The organism is Arthrobacter sp. B0427-1-12 (genome assembly GCF_059092905.1).
The window spans coordinates 1-19,306 of record NZ_JBNHIC010000059.1 but is presented as its reverse complement, the minus strand read 5'-3'; the positions used below and the strand labels follow the sequence as shown (position 1 = coordinate 19,306).

General features: G+C 63.9%; 17 protein-coding genes. 12 read left to right on the top strand and 5 right to left on the bottom strand.

Translation table 11 applies throughout. From position 1 onward, the window contains the following. Together AC5RWU_RS20910 and AC5RWU_RS20905 are read right to left on the bottom strand one after the other, a co-directional pair. On the bottom strand, positions 1 to 221 hold a 221-nt coding region (locus AC5RWU_RS20910), incomplete at its 3' end, for a transposase (RefSeq protein WP_494032858.1). 192 nt (positions 222 to 413) lie between these two features. Continuing rightward, positions 414 to 695, bottom strand: a complete 282-nt coding sequence (locus tag AC5RWU_RS20905) for a DUF4190 domain-containing protein (protein ID WP_494032859.1) — start codon at positions 693 to 695, stop codon at positions 414 to 416. A gap of 579 nt (positions 696 to 1,274) precedes the next feature. Here AC5RWU_RS20905 and AC5RWU_RS20900 point away from each other — a divergent pair. Together AC5RWU_RS20900 and AC5RWU_RS20895 are read left to right on the top strand one after the other, a co-directional pair. Beyond that, complete coding sequence (locus AC5RWU_RS20900) at positions 1,275 to 1,403, top strand: hypothetical protein (protein ID WP_494032860.1); 129 nt, start codon at positions 1,275 to 1,277, stop codon at positions 1,401 to 1,403. Then, entirely contained in the window at positions 1,400 to 1,819 is a 420-nt protein-coding gene (locus AC5RWU_RS20895) for a class I SAM-dependent methyltransferase (protein ID WP_494032861.1), read from the top strand. Before AC5RWU_RS20900 ends, AC5RWU_RS20895 begins: the two co-directional genes overlap by 4 nt. A gap of 517 nt (positions 1,820 to 2,336) precedes the next feature. On the opposite strand, the gene AC5RWU_RS20890 is transcribed toward AC5RWU_RS20895, so the two are convergent. Together AC5RWU_RS20890 and AC5RWU_RS20885 are read right to left on the bottom strand one after the other, a co-directional pair. Beyond that, positions 2,337 to 3,125: an IclR family transcriptional regulator gene (locus AC5RWU_RS20890; RefSeq protein ID WP_494032862.1), complete on the bottom strand. Its 789-nt coding sequence runs from the start codon at positions 3,123 to 3,125 to the stop codon at positions 2,337 to 2,339. 129 nt (positions 3,126 to 3,254) lie between these two features. Further along, complete coding sequence (locus AC5RWU_RS20885) at positions 3,255 to 3,575, bottom strand: putative quinol monooxygenase (RefSeq protein WP_494032863.1); 321 nt, start codon at positions 3,573 to 3,575, stop codon at positions 3,255 to 3,257. Between the two features lie 171 nt (positions 3,576 to 3,746). Here AC5RWU_RS20885 and AC5RWU_RS20880 point away from each other — a divergent pair, with 171 nt between their 5' ends. Next, entirely contained in the window at positions 3,747 to 6,572 is a 2,826-nt protein-coding gene (locus AC5RWU_RS20880; RefSeq protein WP_494037186.1) for an FAD-binding and (Fe-S)-binding domain-containing protein, read from the top strand. Positions 6,573 to 6,702: 130 nt separating this feature from the next. Here the strand turns inward: AC5RWU_RS20880 and AC5RWU_RS20875 are convergent, their stop codons facing one another. Beyond that, entirely contained in the window at positions 6,703 to 8,466 is a 1,764-nt protein-coding gene (locus tag AC5RWU_RS20875; RefSeq protein WP_494032865.1) for a sigma-54-dependent Fis family transcriptional regulator, read from the bottom strand. A gap of 304 nt (positions 8,467 to 8,770) precedes the next feature. On the opposite strand from AC5RWU_RS20875, the gene AC5RWU_RS20870 reads away from it, so the two are divergent. From AC5RWU_RS20870 to AC5RWU_RS20830, 9 genes are all read left to right on the top strand, one after another. Further along, positions 8,771 to 10,420, top strand: coding sequence for a ferritin family protein (locus tag AC5RWU_RS20870; protein ID WP_494032866.1), 1,650 nt, complete (start codon positions 8,771 to 8,773; stop codon positions 10,418 to 10,420). Positions 10,421 to 10,524: 104 nt separating this feature from the next. Then, the gene (locus AC5RWU_RS20865) at positions 10,525 to 11,574 is read left to right on the top strand and encodes a 2Fe-2S iron-sulfur cluster-binding protein (protein WP_494032867.1); all 1,050 of its coding nucleotides are present in this window, start codon (positions 10,525 to 10,527) and stop codon (positions 11,572 to 11,574) included. An 18-nt stretch (positions 11,575 to 11,592) separates the two neighbouring features. Further along, positions 11,593 to 12,711 carry an aromatic/alkene monooxygenase hydroxylase subunit beta gene (locus AC5RWU_RS20860; RefSeq protein WP_494032868.1) on the top strand — a complete coding sequence of 373 codons (1,119 nt, stop codon included), beginning with the start codon at positions 11,593 to 11,595 and terminating at the stop codon, positions 12,709 to 12,711. Beyond that, positions 12,711 to 13,061, top strand: a complete 351-nt coding sequence (mimD, locus tag AC5RWU_RS20855; protein WP_494032869.1) for a propane 2-monooxygenase effector subunit MimD — start codon at positions 12,711 to 12,713, stop codon at positions 13,059 to 13,061. Before AC5RWU_RS20860 ends, mimD begins: the two co-directional genes overlap by 1 nt. 193 nt (positions 13,062 to 13,254) lie before the next feature. Then, the gene (locus AC5RWU_RS20850) at positions 13,255 to 14,280 is read left to right on the top strand and encodes an NAD(P)-dependent alcohol dehydrogenase (protein ID WP_494032870.1); all 1,026 of its coding nucleotides are present in this window, start codon (positions 13,255 to 13,257) and stop codon (positions 14,278 to 14,280) included. Positions 14,281 to 14,385: 105 nt separating this feature from the next. Further along, positions 14,386 to 16,035, top strand: coding sequence for a chaperonin GroEL (gene groL, locus AC5RWU_RS20845; protein ID WP_494032871.1), 1,650 nt, complete (start codon positions 14,386 to 14,388; stop codon positions 16,033 to 16,035). A gap of 35 nt (positions 16,036 to 16,070) precedes the next feature. Then, positions 16,071 to 16,724: a gluconate 2-dehydrogenase subunit 3 family protein gene (locus AC5RWU_RS20840; RefSeq protein ID WP_494032872.1), complete on the top strand. Its 654-nt coding sequence runs from the start codon at positions 16,071 to 16,073 to the stop codon at positions 16,722 to 16,724. A 9-nt stretch (positions 16,725 to 16,733) separates the two neighbouring features. Continuing rightward, entirely contained in the window at positions 16,734 to 18,302 is a 1,569-nt protein-coding gene (locus AC5RWU_RS20835; RefSeq protein ID WP_494032873.1) for a GMC family oxidoreductase, read from the top strand. 8 nt (positions 18,303 to 18,310) lie between these two features. Further along, a complete protein-coding gene (locus AC5RWU_RS20830) occupies positions 18,311 to 18,856 on the top strand; it encodes a YbhB/YbcL family Raf kinase inhibitor-like protein (RefSeq protein ID WP_494032874.1) in 546 nt (181 codons plus the stop codon). Positions 18,857 to 19,306 lie beyond the last annotated feature (450 nt).

Genomic DNA, 19,306 nt, shown 5'->3' with positions numbered 1-19,306 from the left:
CCCGCGGTCACCGCGGTCCGCGCCCCGCAGCCCGCGCACTTGAACCGGCCATCACCGAGCGCCCAGCCGCCGACCTGCGCGCAGCGCGGACAGACGACTCCCTCCGGCCAGCGCAGCCACCCCAGATAGTCCAAGCAGCCAGCATCAGTCGCGAACCAGGACTGAAACTCCCCGGTCGACCTCGGGTAGGGCCTACCGGCCTCCGGCTGCCTCCCATCCACGACTGCAGTCCAGTCCGGTCAGCTGAATACCCCTGTGCGCTGTTATCGGCGTTGACGTGTATGCCGCCCGCTATAGCTATGAATCGGCAGCTTCCTGATGGCGATCGATGCAATATGGACAGGATGGAGCCAGGGCGGTGAAGCCGGAATTTTCCGGGCTTCGCCGCCCTGGGGTCCTATGTACTGCGTGCTCTAGGCCTGGCTTGCGGCCATGCCCATGACGCTGATGAAAACGATGATGCCCAGGACCAGGCCGATGTAACCGATGATGAGACCTGCGATGGCCAGTCCGCGCCCGCCTTCTCCGGTGCGCTTGATCTGGTTGAGGGCGATGTGTCCCAGAATGATGCCGAGCAGGCTGATGAAGAAGGATGAGACGAGCGAGGCAATCGCCAGGCCGTTCGTTCTGTTTGGCTGTGCCGGTGGATACATTTCCGGTCCGGCATTGCTTTGCGGATAGTTGCTGCTGGTCATAAGGTGTGCCTTCCGATCGGTGCGAACTTCCCCCGGCCCGCTGGATGCGGATCGTTCGCACAATGTACCAATGCGGGGAAGAACTGGCGAGACCAGGGACGCCGTTCAACCACCCCGGAAAATCCAAGAGGGTCGATGCCACGACACGAGGTTCCGTAACGGGAGGCGCCGAATACGTATGAGGTGCTTTTGCACCTGAGGAATGACCGCTGACAATCGTCCCTAACCCGTTGTCATATTTGGCTGTGCCGACACCTTTGAGGGACGTAGAAAATGTCACGGGTAAAGTGACAGCCATAGGGCAGCTGCGACGGGTGATTCCGGTTGTCACGTAAACGGCCGTTTGCGCTACTTCCGACCAAAGCCTCGAAGTACGCCCACACGAAGACTGCCTACGGGCCTTCCTCGATCCTGGTCGTGCCTTCCCGGACCTGCGACGGCGCGTACTGTGGGGGTAGGGACCCTTAAGAGCGGCGTGATTCTGTTCGGTCGGCATACGACACGGTCGCCGAGAGCTACCCGAAGCTGCTCCCTGACGCCAGTTTCGAAGCCCCGCTCGATCGGGCAATGATCGGTGCCTTGGCTGAACACGTGAACGCCGTCGGCGTGCGTCCGGTCGTCGATGCGGACTGCGGTGCCGGCCGGATGTCCGGTCTGCTCTCCTCTGCCGGTGTCGACGTGTCCGGAGTCGACCTGTCCCCGGAATGATCGAGGTTGCCCGTCGGAGCTATCCGGAACTCACGTTCGGCGTTGCCGAGCTCGCGGACCTTCCATTCCCGGATGCCCGGCTCGGAGGCGTCTTCGCCTGGTACTCGATCATCCACACTGCGCCGGACGAGCTACCGGGCGTCTTCGACGAGTTCCACCGGGTCCTTGCCCCTGAGGGCTTCGTCCTGCTCAGCTTCCAAGTCGGCGACGGGCCGCGTCATATGCCGAGCGCCTACGGGCATGAGGTATCGCTCGACGCCCATCTCTTCACCCCCGGGCTCGTCACGGACCTCCTGACCCGATCCGGGTTCGATGTCCTGGCCCGGATGGTGCGCGCGCCGGGACGATGTGAGCGGACACCGCAAGCGGTGGTTCTTGCCCAACGGCCCGTCACGGAGCCAAAGAACGCCCACTGAGGAGTTCCCATTACTGGCTCACATTTGATGCGGCCAATAGCGCTGACAGAAAGCGGCCACTTGCCGGTGAGAGTCACACTGTATGGGATTTTCCTCGGCGGGGAATGGCGCGTGGATGTCGCGATGGGGGACCGGCTTATAGGACACGCGATCGCCGCTGCACGCGCTTGATTGACGCGGAGAACGCCGGCGGCGCGGCGTTTCCGTACTGCTTTCTCGGCCTTGTGTGAAGATGCGATCGGCGGAAGAGCGGGGATGACACAGGCCGGAAGACCTTCTGGTTATGTCGCCGCGGGGGCCAGGACAGGTTAGCTCTTCGTGGGTTACGCCGTAAGTTTCAGCAGGGGCACGATAGTCTCTTCGGTCGGGGCCGTAAGCTCCCGCCACGGGGGTGCCGCCACTGCGGGGACATCTAGTGAGGCTTTAACAACCGTATAGCGCTGTACGGCGAGGACCCGATCCACGGGCATGACGTTCCAAAACAATCTCGTACCCGCTGCAGCCAAAGGTGTTGGAACTATCGTTGCAGCATCGGTGTTCCGCGAAGTGCACGGCTGACCTTGTCCGCCGTATCGCGCAGCAGCACCGCGACCTTTCCGGCCCGTGCGGAAAAATCGGCTGGATCCATGGAGACAGCGACCGAACCGATCGTCTGTCCTGCCGGATTGGTGACCGGGGCGGCCAGACAGGACGCACCCCGGACGAATTCCTCCCGCTCGACGGCGATCCCTCCCTCCCGCACGCCCAGCAGTTCGGCTTCAAGATCGTCCACAGTGCAGATGGTCCGGTCGGTCATTTCCGGCAGGCCGTGGCGTTCCAGGTACGTCTGCCGCAGCTCCGGGTCCATGGCCGCCAGCAGCACTTTGCCGAAGGCGGTGGCGTGAGCGGCGTCGTTGAAACCAAAACCCATGGGGGTGATGCGCGGACGGGCAGGGGAGTCCACCACGTGGGCGACGACGATATCGTCACCGCGGTGCACGGCATAGTAGGCGGCGGCATCCGCCCGGACGTGCAGCTCCCGCACGAGGCGGGCCACGGACGGCGGCGTGCCGATCTGGCGCCGCAGGGAGGTGTCCAGGGCATGCAGTTTGTAGCCGAGCCCGTACCGGCTCTCGTCCTTAAGGTGGACCAGGTGTTCGGAGGTCACCAGCGTCTTGAGCAGCCGGTAGACCGTAGGCAGCGGCATGGCCAAGGCCGCCGCAATTTCCTTGGCCGTCATGCCGCGGCTGTTGGACGCGACGACATCAAGCAGGGCAAAGGCCTTCCGGACCGATGCCATTCCAGTAAGTACGTCGTTGCGTCCCATGTCACAATCTTGTCCCGCCGCAGCGGCCACACCAAATACTAAGAACGACGGCGGTCCAGAGGACTCCGCTGCCGGAGAACCTCTGGACCGCCGCCGAACGCGAACAGAACCGGGGCTAACTAACCGGGGCTACGCCACGACGAGCTCGCCCATCCGGTCCCAGTCGCTGCCTTCGATCTGGCGGCTGATGATCTTCGGTGTTTCCGCCAAAGCCTCCGGCATTTCCTTCATCGCCTGCCGGAAGTGCTCGCTATTGACGTGATCGCCGGCGGCGTCGTCCTGGAAGGCCTCCACCAGGACGAACTCGTTCGGGTTGTCCACGCTGCGTGACCAGTCGAACCACAGGTTGCCGGGCTCACGGCGGGTCGTTTCGGTGAATTCGCGGGTCAGGTCCAGCCAGCGGTCGGACCAGTCGGGCTTGACGTTGAACTTGACGACAATGAAGATCATGGGATTCTGCCTTCCGGGTGTGAGGTACCTGTTCCTTGAGTCTTGCGTGTCCTCCAAGCGGCATCCAATGGCCGTTATCGCTGGGTGATAACGGCTGCAGCCAAATTCCGGGCCGCGCCCGTACGCTGAGGACGTTCCGAATTCCTGTCCTTGAAGAAAGGCGGTTGGAGAATGCTGAGCACCCTGCGCGCCGCGGTTGCCAATCCGGCCCAGGTGAAGACCCGCGCCATCGACCTCCACGCCAATGCGCATGATGCCTCCCACTTCCTGCTGGTCCCGCAGGCCGTCGTCGTTGCCGCAAACGCGACCGAGGTTGGCGCGCTCATGCAGGCCAGTACCGCCCAGGGCGTGCCGCTGACCTTCCGCTCCGGGGGCACCAGCCTCAGCGGCCAGGCCGTCACCGACGGCGTCCTGGTAGACGTGCGCCGCAACTTCCGGGACATCGAAGTGCTCGACGGCGGCGCCCGGGTCCGCGTGCAGCCGGGAGTGACCGTCCGCGCGCTGAACGCCCGCCTGTCCCGCTACGGCCGGAAGTTCGGGCCCGACCCGGCCAGCGAAGCGGCGTGCACCATCGGCGGCGTGGTCGCCAACAATTCCTCCGGCATGAACTGCGGCACCACGCAGAACGCCTACCGGACCATGGAGTCCCTCACCGTCGTGCTGCCGTCCGGGACAGTGGTCGATACCGGTGCCCGGGACGCGGATGACAGGCTGCGCCGGCTGGAGCCGGAACTGTACGAGGGGCTGGACCGGCTGGCCCGCCGCATCCGGGAGAATCCGGCGTCGGCGGCAACGGTCCGCCGGCAGTTCGCCATGAAGAACACCATGGGCTACGGCCTGAACTCGCTGCTGGATTACGAGCGGCCGGTCGATATGCTGGCCCACCTGATCGTGGGCAGCGAAGGCACCCTGGGCTTCGTAGCCGAAGCCGTTTTCCGCACGGTTGAACGCCCCTCCCACACTGCCACCGGCCTGCTGGTCTTCCCGGACCTGGAGGCGGCTAACGCCGCCCTGCCCGCCATCGTGGAGACCGGCGCCGCGACGGTCGAACTGATGGACGCCCTGTCCCTGAAGGTGGGCCAGACACTGAAGGGGGCTCCAGCCGTCGTCAGCGACCTGGCGGTACGGGACCACACAGCCCTGCTCGTCGAATATTCGGCAGGGAACCCGGAACAGCTGGCGGAGCTGCAGCACCGGGGCACCAGTGTGCTGTCTCAGCTGGGGCTGGGGGCGCCGTCGGACTTCACCCGCGACGCCGCCGCCAGGGCCGCGCTGTGGCACCTGCGCAAGGGACTCTATGCGTCGGTGGCCGGCGCCCGGCCGCAGGGCACCACGGCACTGCTGGAGGACATCGTGGTTCCCGTCCCGGTGCTGGGCCGCACCTGCCGGGAACTGGTGAAGCTGTTCGACAAGTACAGCTACCGCAACAGCGTGATCTTCGGCCATGCCAAGGACGGCAATGTGCACTTCATGCTCACCGACGGCTTCGCCAGCGGCGAGGAACTGGAACGCTACAGCGCCTTCACCGAGGACATGGTCGACCTGGTGCTCGGCGAAGGCGGATCGCTGAAGGCCGAGCACGGAACCGGACGTGTCATGGCACCCTACGTGCGGCGCCAGTACGGCGACGAACTCTACGACCTGATGCGCCAGCTCAAGGCACTGTTCGATCCGGCCGGGGTGCTCAATCCCGGCGTGCTGCTCAATGACGACCCGCAGGCGCACCTGCGGCACATCAAGACCGCCCCGCCCGTGGCCGAGGAAGTGGACCGCTGCGTCTCCTGCGGCTACTGCGAGCCGGTGTGTCCGAGCAAGGACATCACCCTCACCCCGCGCCAGCGCATCGTCACCCTCCGGGCGATCGAAGCCGCCCGCCGGGCCGGCGACCTGGAGCTGGCCGGGCAACTGGAAAAGGACTATGACTACGAATCCGTCCAGACCTGCGCCGTCGACGGAATGTGCCAGACCGCCTGCCCGGTGGACATCAATACCGGCCTGCTGGTCAAGCGGCTGCGCCGCGCCGACGCCGGTGCGGCGGAGAACGCGGCGTGGAACCTCGCGGCCCGGCACTGGGGCGCCGTGACCCGCGGGGCAGGGCTGGCGCTGAACGCTGTTTCACGGGTGCCCGCCGCTGCCGTTGTACCGCCGAACAAGGCGGCCCGCGCAGTACTCGGCGCGGACCGGGTGCCGCTGTACTCAGCCGAGCTGCCCGCCGGCGGATCACCGCGGAAGCGGCCGGCGCCGGTGGGCGAGCCGGATGCCGTCTACTTTCCGGCATGTGTGGGGACGATGTTCGGTCCGGCCGGCTCCGGAAAGAACGACGGCAATGCCGCGGGTGCCGGAGTGCAGTACAGCTTCGAGCAGCTGTGTGAGCGGGCCGGGATCACCCTGCTGGTGCCGGCGGGCATCGACGGGCTCTGCTGCGGCACTCCCTGGTCCTCGAAAGGCCTGTCCGTCGGCCAGGCCACCATGCGGGACAAGACGCTCGCCGCCCTCAGGCACGCGACGCGGGACGGAGAACTGCCCATCATCTGCGACGCCTCATCCTGCACCGAGGGGCTGCGCCAGACGATCGAGTCCGATGAACCGCTGGCCGGCCAACGGCCGCTGCGGATCGTGGACGCGGTCGATTTCGCGGCCGAACACATCCTGCCCCAGCTGACGGACCGTCAGAAACTCGCGTCGGTGGCCCTGCACCCGACCTGCTCGTCCACCCGCATGGGTCTGAACCCCTCCCTGACTTCGGTGGCCGAGGCCGTGGCCGAGCGGGTGGACGTGCCGGAGAACTGGGGCTGCTGCGCCTTCGCCGGCGACCGGGGGATGCTCCACCCGGAACTGACGGCATCGGCCACCCAGCGTCAGGGGGCGGAGGCAGCAGCCTTCCGCGCCTCGGCGTACGCGTCATGCAACCGCACGTGCGAGCTGGGCATGACACGGGCGACCGGCCAGGACTACAGGCACGTCCTGGAACTGCTCGAGGAAATCAGCCGACCATAAATTAAGGTTGCGTGTCTTCGATGCCAAGGACCCATTGCTCTGTTGAAATGCTCAGCGGCAGGCACATCCATATCGCCCGCAGGTGCCATCGGCAAACGAGGACTCGAAGGAGTTCAGACGGAAGCTTGAACTATCTAATCCCGTAGGCACGTTTGCGCCGATAGATAGTCGCGCGGGACATGCCCAGAGCTGCGGCGGCTTTAGCCATGTTGCCCTCGTTTTCCTCCAATGCCTGCACGATCGCGTCGCGCTGCAATGCCTCAATTGGCGTGAGGCGGTACCTGCTCAGGGCGCGCACCTCGGCTGGAAGCTGCTCCATGCCAGCAACACCAGAGCGCTGGCGCAGTATCACTTCACTGAGGATCCTTCGTAACTGGGCTACATTGCCGGGCCAATTAAATTTGGTCAAGTGCTGCATAGCCTCCGGCGAAAGCGAGACGCCGGCTCCGTTGCCGATTTTCTGGAGCAGATGCGGCACCAGCTCGTTCAAATCCTCGATGCGGTGGCGCAATGGGGAAATGGTTACGGTGTGCTCGAAAAAGGGCTGGATACTGGCTTTGAAGTCCGGATGGGCAAGCGGGGAGCCAACCGTTGCTGTCAGACGCCCGGCACCCACAGCAGTCTGCAGCAGCCCGGCCAGCGGATCGAGGAGTTCGCGCTCAACCGAGCTGATATTGCGGATCAACAGTTCGAAATCGTCTTCTTCCAACGCCGCTGCGATCGCATTGAGGTATTCCTCGCTGGTCCTGAAATCTACACGATCCAGTACCTGCTGCCGAGCCGCAGCGCCGTATTGTGTGGCCACAGATCGGAGCAGGGCGGTACGGCCGCTGCCTTCCTCCCCGGCCACGAGGAACCAGCCGCCGTCCTGGTAGCATCGCTCGACCTCCTGCTGGCTGCGTCGCCACGAGGCGCTTCTGCCCACCAGCCCGGGCAGGTTCCGCCGACTGGCAGGCGCTGTCCATGCCGTCCTGCTCTGTTCGAGCAGCTGCACAGTGAAAACGAGGCCCTGATCATCCATCTCAGTAGACGTTCCACGGGTGAGCGTGACTTTCCGTCCGCTGGGCAACAGCGCAACGGAAGTGCCGCTGCTCGGATCAGATGTGGCCTCCACGGCATATTCGACAAGTGATAGCAGATCCTGGATGTCCAAGGCTCCCCGCAGTTGCTGGTTCATCAGCACTTGGTCGCCGGCAATGGCCAAGATGGCCTGCCGGGTTCGACGGGAGGCCTTCAGGAAGGCGTTAAAAGGTGCAGTTTCCGCTTCATGCGCCTGACTCAGGATGCGGTCGCGGATCTGGTGCCCTGCTGTCTTTGCAAGAGTCATGAGCAGGCCGCCGCCGTTGGCTGCCCAGGTTGTCAGGTTGAGGACCCCCAGCAGTTTGCCAGACACAGGATGGAGAATCGGCACGCCCGCACACGACAAGGTGGCCAGACCATCTGCATAGTGTTCACGGCCGAGTACTAGCGCCGGCATCCTCATTTCCAAGGCAGTGCCTATGCCGTTGGTGCCGACGAACTGTTCTGAATAGCTGTAGCCTCGGGCCAACCGGACATTGTCCAACGCACTGTTGATCTTTCGATCGGAGGACAACCGCTGGGTGACCACCCCGTCAGCGGACGTCAGAATGACTGCAACAGGATCGGTTGCCAGGTTATTGGCGAGGTGCTCAAGAATCGGCGCGGCAGCCCTTACCAACGTTGCTTCGTCGTTTGGCTCACGGATGAATTGGGATTCCGCTCGGTCGGGGCGGACCGTCAGAGCCTGGGAACGGAGCCAGGACTGCCGGATCGGCTCGCGCACAGCCGCCGTATCGGGCGCCTGCGCGTCGAAGAGCCGGTCTATGGCTTCGTGCAGCCCGCGCTCATCGGAGCCCCTTGGCCCAAATTCCACGTCGATCCCCCACCTTCACCATCGAAGTCTGCCCGCACTTGGACCAGCACAAGTAGATATTTGTGAGGCCGAGCCAAGAGCCGCCGCCGTACTTGGATCGTACTGATGTCTCACGCTGAGACCCATCTCAAAATGAGACGCCCATCACAGGTGATGTCCGGTCTTATTAGATCACAGAGGCGGTCAGGCCGGAATCAGATCGACAACCGGCCGCTGCATGGCATGCACCGGAAAGCGAATCGCCTCTCACTCGTGGGTTTATGAAGTCTCCACGGGTGCCCGAAGCCCTAATAAGGAGGCAGCGTTGAGCAGGCAAAGCTTGAGCAAGGCGCACAAGAAGATCAGCGAGTTGTCGTGGGAACCGACCTTCGCGACGCCGGCAACCCGGTTTGGCACAGACTACAACTTCGAGAAATCCCCGAAGAAGGATCCGCTGAAGCAGATTTTGCGCTCCTACTTCCCAATGGAGGAGGAGAAGGACAACCGCGTCTACGGCGCCATGGACGGCGCCATCCGTGGCAATATGTTCCGCCAGGTACAGGAACGCTGGATGGAGTGGCAGAAGCTCTTCCTCTCCATCATCCCTTTCCCAGAGATCTCCGCAGCCCGGGCCATGCCGATGGCAATCGACGCAGTCCCTAACCCGGACCTGCATAACGGCCTGGCAGTTCAGATGATCGATGAGGTCAGGCACTCGACGATCCAGATGAACCTGAAAAAGCTGTACATGAACCACTACATCGACCCGGCCGGATTCGACATCAGCGAGAAGGCGTTCGCCAACAACTACGCCGGAACCATCGGCAGACAGTTCGGCGAGGGCTTCATTACCGGTGATGCGATCACCGCGGCGAATATCTACCTGACGGTGGTGGCCGAGACGGCCTTCACCAACACACTGTTTGTGGCCATGCCGGCCGAGGCTGCGGCCAACGGCGACTACCTGCTGCCGACGGTGTTCCACTCGGTACAGTCCGATGAGTCCCGGCACATCTCCAACGGCTACTCCATCCTGCTGATGGCACTGGCGGATGAGGACAACCGCGTGCTGCTCGAACGGGACCTGCGTTATGCCTGGTGGAACAACCACTGCGTGGTGGACGCCGCAATCGGCACGTTCATCGAGTACGGCACCAAGGACCGGCGCAAGGACCGTGACAGCTACGCGGAGATGTGGCAGCGCTGGATTTACGACGACTACTACCGCAGCTATCTGCTGCCGCTGGAGAAGTATGGGCTGAAAATTCCGCACGACCTGGTGGAGGAGGCCTGGAACCGCATCGTCAACAAGGGCTATGTCCATGAGGTGGCACAGTTCTTCGCCACGGGCTGGCCCGTCAACTACTGGCGGATCGATCCGATGACGGACCAGGACTTCGAGTGGTTCGAGGAGAAGTACCCCGGCTGGTACAGCAAGTACGGCAAGTGGTGGGAGAACTACAACCGGCTGCGCTATCCCGGACGGAACAAGGCCATCGCGTTCGAAGACGTCGACTATCAGTACCCGCACCGGTGCTGGACCTGCATGGTGCCGTGCCTGATCCGTGAGGACATGGTCACCGACAAGGTCGACGGCCAGTGGAGGACATATTGCTCCGAGGCCTGCGCCTGGACCGACATTAAGGCATTCCGGCCCGAGTATGAAGGGCGACCGACGCCGAACATGGGCCGCCTCACCGGCCACCGCGAATGGGAGACGCTCAACCACAACGAAGAGGTCTCCCACATCATCAAGAAGCTGGGCTACGTGCGGGACGACGGCAAGACCCTCATCGCACAGCCTCACCTTGATCTGGATGATCCGAAGAAGCTGTGGACCCTCGATGACTTCAAGGGCATTCCCTTCCCGAGCCCGAATGTGACCCTGAATGAGATGTCCGACACCGAACGTGAGGCTCACATCGCCGCCTACAAGGCCGGCGGTCCGGGCGGCAGGTTCGCGACCACGGGGTAACGGCCCCCAGAGCACCCGGGGGCGGCGCGTCTGCACGCGCCTCGCGCCGCCCCCGGGCCCAGCCGGCCGACCAGCCATCCCGTGTCTCTTTTCAAGGAGTAAAAATGGGCAATAACCACAAAGTCCGCTTCGAACCGGTGGATCTCGAGATCGACGTCGACGAGGACGAAACGGTTCTCGATGCGGCATTCAGGCAGGGCGTGTCCCTGATGCACGGCTGCAGGGAAGGCCAGTGCTCGGCCTGCAAGTCCTTTCTCATCGATGGCGACGTCCAGATGGACAAGTACTCCACCTTCGCCCTGGCCGAATCGGAGAGCGAGGAAGGGTATGTCCTGCTTTGCAAGACGCATGTCTACAGCGACTGCGAAGTTGAACTCATCAATTTTGACGAGGACGAACTGCGCAACGCGGTTCCTCTTCAGTACCTGACCACTACGATCAGCGAAATCAGGGAGCTGACCGGAGACATTGTGTCGCTGAAATTGCAACTGCCCGACGGTACCCGGTTCCGGTTCAAACCCGGCCAGTACTCAGACCTGACCATCCCCGGAACCACCGAGCACCGCTCATTCTCGATGGCAATGACGCCGGAGGGAGCCCAGGAACTGGAATTCATCATCAAACGCTACCCGGGCGGAAAGTTTTCCGGCCTGCTCGAGTCCGAACTAAAGATCGGCGACAAGCTGGAGCTGACCGGGCCCTACGGCTCCTTCACCATCCGCGCCAATTCTGACCGTCCCATTGTCTGCGTCGGTGGTGGCGCCGGAATGGCGCCGATCCTGTCCCTGCTGCGCCACCTGGCGGAGACGCAGAATCCGCGCTCGGTGCATTTCTACTACGGCGCCCGCGCCGGCGAGGACCTCTTCTACCTCGCCGAGATCAGCGAACTGGGCAAACAGCTCGCCGATTTCTCCTTCGTCCCCTGCCTGTCCCACGCCGACACCGCGGACTGGGCGTCGCTGGGCGTGGACGGCGACTTCGGTTTCGTCACTGATGTTCTCGATCGCCGCGAAACCGACTTGGCGCACAGCGACCTGTACCTGTGCGGCCCGCCGCCCATGGTCGATGCCGCGATTGACCTTCTGGACGGCAAGGGAGTTCCGCGCGAGCGAATCTACTTCGACAAGTTCACGACGACTGTTCCCCAAGAGTGAAGAAAGCGAGCATTCACCATGAGCACACCCACCACGGCCAAGGCCGACAACCCGGAGCGCAGCTTTCCCAAGCCGGAATTCACCGATGCCGAAGCCGGCGCTCTGGAGTTTCCCAGCTCGACGAGCCGGTCGTACAGCTACTTCACCCCGGAAAAACTCCGGGCCACCATGTATGAAGACGTGACGTTCGACGTACAGCCGGACCCGGAGCGCCACCTCTACCAGGGCTGGATCTATGGTTTTGGTGATGGCCCCGGCGGGTATCCCAAGGAGTGGACCACGCTGAAATCCAGCGACTGGCACCAGTTCCGTGACCCCAACGGCGAGTGGGAGCAGACCATCTTCCGCAACAACGCCAACGTGGTCCGCCAGGTCCAGCAGAACCTGGCAAATGCGCAGCTGGCCAAGGCCTACGACGGCTGGACTCCTACCTGGACCAGGTTTGTGGAACGGAACCTCGGCGCATGGATGCACGCTGAACATGGTCTGGGCCTGCACGTGTTCACCGCCGTTCAGCGCTCCGGGCCCACCAACATGATCAACACCGCCGTGGCCGTGAACAGCGCCCACAAGCTGCGCTTCGCCCAGGACCTGGCGCTGTACAACCTTGATCTGAGCGAAGCCGTAGACGGGTTCGACGGTGACGTCCACCGGGAGGTGTGGCATTCGGACCCGGTCTGGCAGGGCGTACGGGAAAACGTCGAGCGCCTCACCGCCACCGGGGACTGGGCGGAGGCCGTCTTCGCCACCAACGTCGTCTACGAGCAGCTGGTCGGGGTGCTGTTCCGCAGCCACCTGATCATGCAGATCGCAGCCCGGAACGGCGACTATGTGACGCCCGGCCTAGTGGGTTCCGGCGAGCACGACTACAGCCGCGACCAGGCCTACACCAGGGCGTTGTTCTCCCTGCTCGTCCGCGACGAGGAACACGGGGAGGCCAATAAGGCGAAGCTTTCCGAGTGGCTCACCACCTGGGTCCCCCTGAGCCTGAAGGCGGCGCAGGACCTCCAGCCCATCTGGTCGCAGCCGCTCGAGCGCGTGATGCCTTTCGCGGAATCATTCGAGGCGGCCAAGGAGGGGCTGCGCAACATGTTGTTGAAGGACCTGGAAATCGATGTGCCGAAGGAGCTGAACTGATGAGCGAAATGGTATTCGGGTCCGTCGCAGGATCCTCGAACATGTGCGGCGTAACACTGATGAACAACCAGAACGGGTACGTCGTCGCCGAGGTCATGGGCCGCAAGCCGGGAGTGACACTCGTTGAGTATCCCTCCATGATCCGGGTGGACAGCACCGAGACCCTCACCTTCGATTTCGCGGAAATCGGGGAAGAACTGGGCACCGAATTCGACCAGTCCGACTTCGAGGAAATCATGTCCACCCATTACGGGCGCATGGTGCATTTTGATGACCGCACCATGCTCTTCGCCAACCCGGAAGAGGCCGCCGAGTACATCGGCTTCGATCTGGAGCCGGTCCAGCCATGACCGCCGCTCCCCGGCCGGCCTGCGGCGCTTCCTGCGCGGGATGCGTCCAGCACTTCTCCGAGCTGAAGGCCCGGGGCTGGGACATACACCCCGCGCCCGCCCCGGGTCCGCCGGGCGAGGGCAGAACCGACCAGAGCGGAACCGAGCAACCCAGGGCCGCTGTACGAGGCGGCCCTGAGCGAAGGAGCAGAGCATGAAAGCAGTCCAGCTGGGCGAATACAATGGCAAGCCCGAACTCGTGGAGGTGCCCGATCCCGCCATTGACGGTCCCATGGATGTGATCGTTCGGATCGGCGGGGCCGGGGTCTGCCGGACGGACCTGCACATCATCGAAGGACAGTGGGAGGAAAAGTCCGGCGTGCAGTTGCCCTACACCATCGGTCACGAGAATGCCGGCTGGGTGGAGGCCGTCGGCAGCGCCGTGACGAACATCGCCCCGGGCGACCCGGTGATCTTGCACCCGCTGGCAACCTGCGGCCTGTGCCGGGCCTGCCGGGCCGGCGACGACGTGCACTGCGCCGAATCCAAGTTCCCGGGCATCGACTCCAACGGCGGCTACGCCGAGTATCTGAAAACCACGGCCCGTTCGGTGGTCAAGCTGGGCAGGTCCTTGCAACCGGCAGACGTTGCGGCCCTGGCTGATGCGGGCCTGACGGCTTACCACGCCGTCGCCAAGGCCGCCCGCATCCTGCGCCCGGGTGACAGGGCGGTGATCATTGGCGCCGGCGGGCTGGGCCATATTGGCGTCCAGGTCCTGGCGGCGCTGTCCGCGGCGGAAATGATCGTGGTGGACCGTTCCCCCGAGGCCCTGGAACTGGCCAAGGAGCTGGGCGCCGGGCACACGGTAGTGGCCGACGGCGAGCAGGTGGATGCCGTCCTGGCCCTGACCGGCGGGAACGGGGCCGAGGTGGTCCTGGACTTCGTCGGCGAAAGCGGGGCCATCGAGGACGGCATCGCGATGCTGCGTAGGGCGGGCAGCTACTTCGTGATCGGCTACGGCGGCCGGCTGGAGATACCCACCATCGACATCATCTCCACCGAGATCAACTTCATCGGCAACCTGGTGGGATCCTACAACGATCTCGTGGAGCTGATGGCCCTGGCCGCGCAAGGCAAAGTCACCCTGCACACCACCGCCTACCCCCTCTCCGAGTTTGCCACCGCCCTGATCGACCTGGACCAGGGACGGGTACGCGGCCGGGCCATCCTCGTCCCGTAATTCCCGGAAACCGGAAGGAAACTGCCCGACAACCGAAACCTGCCGGTCCAACGCCGTCAACGAACAACAGAACGCAGTAAACGAACAACAGAAGGTGCGTGCAACATGGCAAAAGATCTGAGATTCAACGCCGAGGCTCGGAAGCTGCTAGAAGAGGGCGTCAATGCCCTCGCCAACGCGGTCAAAGTGACGCTGGGGCCCAAGGGCCGCAACGCCATGCTGGAAAAGCTGACCGGGCCTCCCACCATTACCAACGACGGTGTGACCATTGCCAAGGAAATCCAGCTGCGCAACCCGTTCTCCAACATGGGCGCACAGCTGGTCAAGGAAGTCGCCACCAAGACCAACGGCGTGGCCGGGGATGGCACAACCACTGCCACCGTCCTGGCCCAGGCTATGGTCCGCGAAGGTCTGGCCGCCGTTGATGACGGAGCCAATCCGATACAGCTCAAGCGCGGCATCGAAGCATCCGTCACCGCCGTCATCGAACTCCTCACCGAGCGCAGCCGGGAGGTGGCCAGCGAAGAGGACCTGCGGCAGGTGGCCACCATCTCGGCCAACAATGATCCGGAGATCGGCAACGTCCTCGCCAGCGCCATGGCCCAGGTGGGAATCTCCGGGGTGGTGACCGTGGAGGAATGGCCGCAGTTCGGCCTCGGGCTGAGCTTCGTGGACGGCGTGGAATTCGACCACGGCTACATCTCCCCGTACTTCGTCACGGACAAGAACCGGATGGAGGCCGTGCTGGAGGACGCTTATGTCCTGCTCACCAACCAGAAGATCACCACGGTCCAGACCCTGATGCCGGTGCTGGAACAGGTCCAGCGCTCCAACAAACCGCTGCTGATCCTCTGCGAAAACATGGACGGGCCGGCCCTGAGCATGCTGGTGACCAACAACGTCCATGACACGTTCCGTTCCGCGGTGGTGCGGGCACCGGGCTTCGGCCACCGCCGCGTCGCGGAACTGGAGGACCTCGCAGCCATCATGGGCGGTACCGTGGTCAGCACCGATTCGGGCGTCAAGCTGGAAAACGTGCGCATTGAGCACCTCGGCCGGGCACGGAAGATCACCGTGACGGAGCATTCCACCACCATCGTGGGAGGGGCCGGGGAGGAGGCCGATGTGGCCGCCCGCATCCAGCAGATCGAACGCGAGCTGGACCGCGCGGAGAATGACCACGACCACGACAATCTCCAGCTGCGGATCGCCCGGCTGTCCGGCAGCGTGGCGGTCATCCGCGTAGGCGCCGCTACCGACGTCGAGCTGAAGGAAAAGCAGCACCGGGTGGAGGACTCGCTGTCCGCCACCCGGGCGGCCGTCGAGGAGGGCATTGTCGCCGGCGGCGGCACCGCCCTGGTGCAGGCGCAGCATGCGCTGGCCGGGCTGGAGCTGAGCGGGGATGCCTCCATTGGGATGGACATCGTCCGCAGCGCCATGGAGGAACCGCTGCGCTGGATCGCCATCAATGCCGGCTACGACGGCGACGAGGCCGTAAAGACGGTGCAGGAGGCGGACACCGGAGTCGGCTTCAACGCCATGACCGGCGAGTATGGGGACATGTTCGAGGCCGGGGTGATCGATCCACTCAAGGTCACCCGGTCGGCCCTGCAGAGTGCGGCGTCCATTGCCGCGCTGCTGCTGACCACCGAAACCCTCGTGGTGGAGGAAATCCTGAACCACCCCGGGGAAATCATCGCCCCAGGGTTCGGCGATCTGGCCGAGGGCATGGTCCGGCCCAGCAATATTTACTGACGCAGACTGCCAGTCAGACGATCAAAGGAGACCCGATGAAACTTCCAGCCAAGTATCCATCGCTCAATGCGACGCAGCTGTCTGCCGAGGCCAAGCGCACTCTGGTCCGCATCATCCGCGTCGCCTTCCCGCATCCGGGCTTCCCGGATGGCCCATACCAGCGGACCGCGGAGAAAATCGCCGTGGAGGCCGCAGGCTCCACCTGGTTCCGGATTGAGCTGACCCAGGGCCTGGCCAGCATCAACGCCGCCGCGGACGGCAGGCGCTTTGTGGACCTGACCGACGATGAGGCGCTGAAGGTCCTGCGCAGCATCGAGGAAACCGTCTTCTTCGGGTTCATCCGGCGGACCACTGTCCTGAACCTGTATGACGATCCTCAGATCTGGGAAGCGCTGGGCTATGAGGGCCCGTCCTTCGACCGCGGCGGGTACATCAACCGGGGCTTCAATGACCTGGACTGGCTGCCGGAGCCCAGGATCCAGGAAGCGGACGAGCAGCTGCCCGAACAGGGGGCGCTTCCCTACCCCCTGGCGGCCAAGGTGCAGTCCGATTTCCTTCCCAGGACGGTGCCGGCCGTCCCGAACGGATCGAAGGCCGGCGGCGCCGCCGCGGCCGCGGCTGCCGCCGCCGGCCCGGACGAGCTGTCCGGAGTTGGACCGAGCTCGGGCTCTGCCCGGCGTGAAGCGTGAGAGGCAAAAATGGCAAAAATTGAGTTCGACGACGATTCGGCCGTAGTGGTGATCGGCACCGGAGCCGGTGGCGGCACCACGCTGTACGAGCTGACCAAGGCGGGTGTGCCTGTGGTGGCGCTGGAGGCTGGCGGCCACATCCTGAACGAGGAGTACGTTAACGACGAGTGGGAAGCCTTCAACCAGATGGCCTGGCTGGATCCGCGAACCACCAGCGGCAGCTGGCGTGTGGCCCGTGACTTCCCAAACCTGCCGGCCTGGATTGTCAAGGCCGTGGGCGGTAGCACCACGCACTGGTCAGGCGCCACTCCCCGGTTCAAGGCCCACGAGTTCAAGACCCGCTCCACCTATGGCCGCATCGAGGGGGCCAACCTGGAGGACTGGCCGATCAGCCTCGAGGACCTCGAACCGTACTACGATGCGGCCGAGAAAAAGATGGGCAGCACCCATCGCCACGGACGCCCGGCGCTTCCCGCGAACAACAACTACAAGGTCTTCGCCAATGGCGCCGACCGCGTGGGCTACCGGCACTATGCCACGGGTCCCTACGCCACGAATGCCGAGCCGTACGACGGCCGGCCGGCGAGCATCCAGGACGGCTTCAACTTCCAGGGGGACAAGAACAAGTCCAAGTGGTCCACCCTGGTCAGCGAGATCCCGAAGGCCCAGAAGACCGGGCTGCTGGACCTGCGGCCGAACTCGCAAGCCGTGCAGATCACGGTGGATGCGTCCGGCAAGGTGGACGGGGTGATCTACGTTGACGCCAAGGGCAGGGCCCAGCGCCAGCTGGCCCGGGCCGTCATCGTCGCTGGCAACGCCATCGAGACGGCGCGCCTGCTGCTCATGTCCGCCGATGCCAGGCACCCAGACGGGCTGTCCAACTACTCCGGCCAGGTGGGACGCAACTATATGCGACACACCACCGGATCCGTCTACGCCCGGTTCGACAAGCCGGTGCGCATGTACCGCGGGGAAACCATGGCCGGGATTATCGCGGATGAATCCCGCCATGATCCCGAACGCGGCTTTTCCGGCGGCTACTACATGGAGACCCTCTCTCTCGGACCAGCTTTCCTAGCCAGCTTTGTTGACCCCGGTGAGTGGGGGCCCGTCTTCGCGCATGCCATGGACGAGTACGTGAACACGGCCGGAATGTGGATTGTGGGCGAGGACATGCCGCAGGAGTCCAATCGGATCACGCTCAACAGCGCGGTCACGGACGCACACGGGCTGCCAGTACCCAATGTGCACTTCGACGACCATCCCAACGACACGGCAATGCGGGAACACGCCTACAAACAGGCCGACCTGCTTTACTCCGCTGTGGGCTCGGATGATACGACGCACACCCCGCCATACCCTTCCACCCACAACCTGGGCACGGCACGGATGAGCTCACGCCCCGAGGACGGGGTGGTCAACGCGTTCGGACAGTCGCATGAAATCAGCAATCTCTTTGTCTCCGACGGTTCCGTATTCACGACCGGCGCAGCGGCCAACCCCACCCTGACCATCGTTGCCTTAGCGACGCGGCAGGCGGAATACATCATCGACCAAATGCGCCAGCAACTCATTTAGGAGCAATCATGGCAGCAACAATGACCAAACCGCGGGATCCCTTTGCCGATCTGCCGGCCGTTACCGAATTTACAGTCACCTCCGACGACGTGTCGGAGGGCGGCGAATGGGCGGTCCCGCAGCGCAGCGGCCTCCTCGGCGCTGGAGGCGAGGATATATCGCCACACTTGTCATGGTCGGGCGCACCGGAGGAAACCAAGAGCTACGTCGTCACGGTCTATGACCCCAAGGCACCCACCGGCTCCGGATTCTGGCACTGGGCAGTGGCAGACATCCCCGCGACAGTCACCGAGCTCAAGGCCGGGGCAGGCTCTCAGTCCGGAACCGGCCTGCCGGAAGGTGCTTGGCAACTGGCCAACGACCTCTCACTCAAGCAGTACCTGGGAGCCGCGCCGCCTCCCGGCAACGGAGTACACACCTACTACCTAGCGGTGCACGCAGTGGATGTGGAATCCCTGGGACTGCCCGAAAATGCTACGCCAGCGTTTCTCGCCTTCAACCTATACAGCCACACGCTTGGCCGCGCAGTGCTGACCGTGACCTTCGAGCAGTAGGAGGTACATGGATGAGGGAAGCGCCATGAACATCGGCCCAAAGGGCCGATCCCCGCCGCTATCGGGAGTTCGGCTGCGTCGCGGCAGCCGAACTCCCGCTGTGCGAGGGGCGAATGAATAGACGACAATTCGGTAACTGCAATAGACAGCAGGACCTTATAAAAGAGACGCCTTCACGTGTTCTGTCGATACTTGGCGGAGGCCAATCCAGCCGATCGGTCGAGCAAGTCGATCACAGTGCGCTCGATGAAGGCCGCTGCCGGCGAACCGCCCGCTCAACCCTGGTTAACAGTCACAAGCTGGAGGGTATCGTCCTGACTGTCACGTAAACGGCCGATTACGCGGCGGAGGCTTAGTAGTACTTTGTTAGGTCGGTGGTGCGTGTTGGCAGTAGGGGCAGCGGCTAAGCAGTTGGACGAGGTGTTCCTGGAGTGCTTTGAGGACCTCGTA

Coding starts and splice junctions, on each gene's coding strand:
- AC5RWU_RS20905 (WP_494032859.1), bottom strand. CDS start 695: ATGACCAGCAGCAACTATCCGCAAAGCAATGCCGGACCGGAAATGTAT.
- AC5RWU_RS20895 (WP_494032861.1), top strand. CDS start 1,400: ATGATCGAGGTTGCCCGTCGGAGCTATCCGGAACTCACGTTCGGCGTT.
- AC5RWU_RS20890 (WP_494032862.1), bottom strand. CDS start 3,125: ATGGGACGCAACGACGTACTTACTGGAATGGCATCGGTCCGGAAGGCC.
- AC5RWU_RS20885 (WP_494032863.1), bottom strand. CDS start 3,575: ATGATCTTCATTGTCGTCAAGTTCAACGTCAAGCCCGACTGGTCCGAC.
- AC5RWU_RS20880 (WP_494037186.1), top strand. CDS start 3,747: ATGCTGAGCACCCTGCGCGCCGCGGTTGCCAATCCGGCCCAGGTGAAG.
- AC5RWU_RS20865 (WP_494032867.1), top strand. CDS start 10,525: ATGGGCAATAACCACAAAGTCCGCTTCGAACCGGTGGATCTCGAGATC.
- AC5RWU_RS20860 (WP_494032868.1), top strand. CDS start 11,593: ATGAGCACACCCACCACGGCCAAGGCCGACAACCCGGAGCGCAGCTTT.
- mimD (WP_494032869.1), top strand. CDS start 12,711: ATGAGCGAAATGGTATTCGGGTCCGTCGCAGGATCCTCGAACATGTGC.
- AC5RWU_RS20850 (WP_494032870.1), top strand. CDS start 13,255: ATGAAAGCAGTCCAGCTGGGCGAATACAATGGCAAGCCCGAACTCGTG.
- groL (WP_494032871.1), top strand. CDS start 14,386: ATGGCAAAAGATCTGAGATTCAACGCCGAGGCTCGGAAGCTGCTAGAA.
- AC5RWU_RS20840 (WP_494032872.1), top strand. CDS start 16,071: ATGAAACTTCCAGCCAAGTATCCATCGCTCAATGCGACGCAGCTGTCT.
- AC5RWU_RS20835 (WP_494032873.1), top strand. CDS start 16,734: ATGGCAAAAATTGAGTTCGACGACGATTCGGCCGTAGTGGTGATCGGC.
- AC5RWU_RS20830 (WP_494032874.1), top strand. CDS start 18,311: ATGGCAGCAACAATGACCAAACCGCGGGATCCCTTTGCCGATCTGCCG.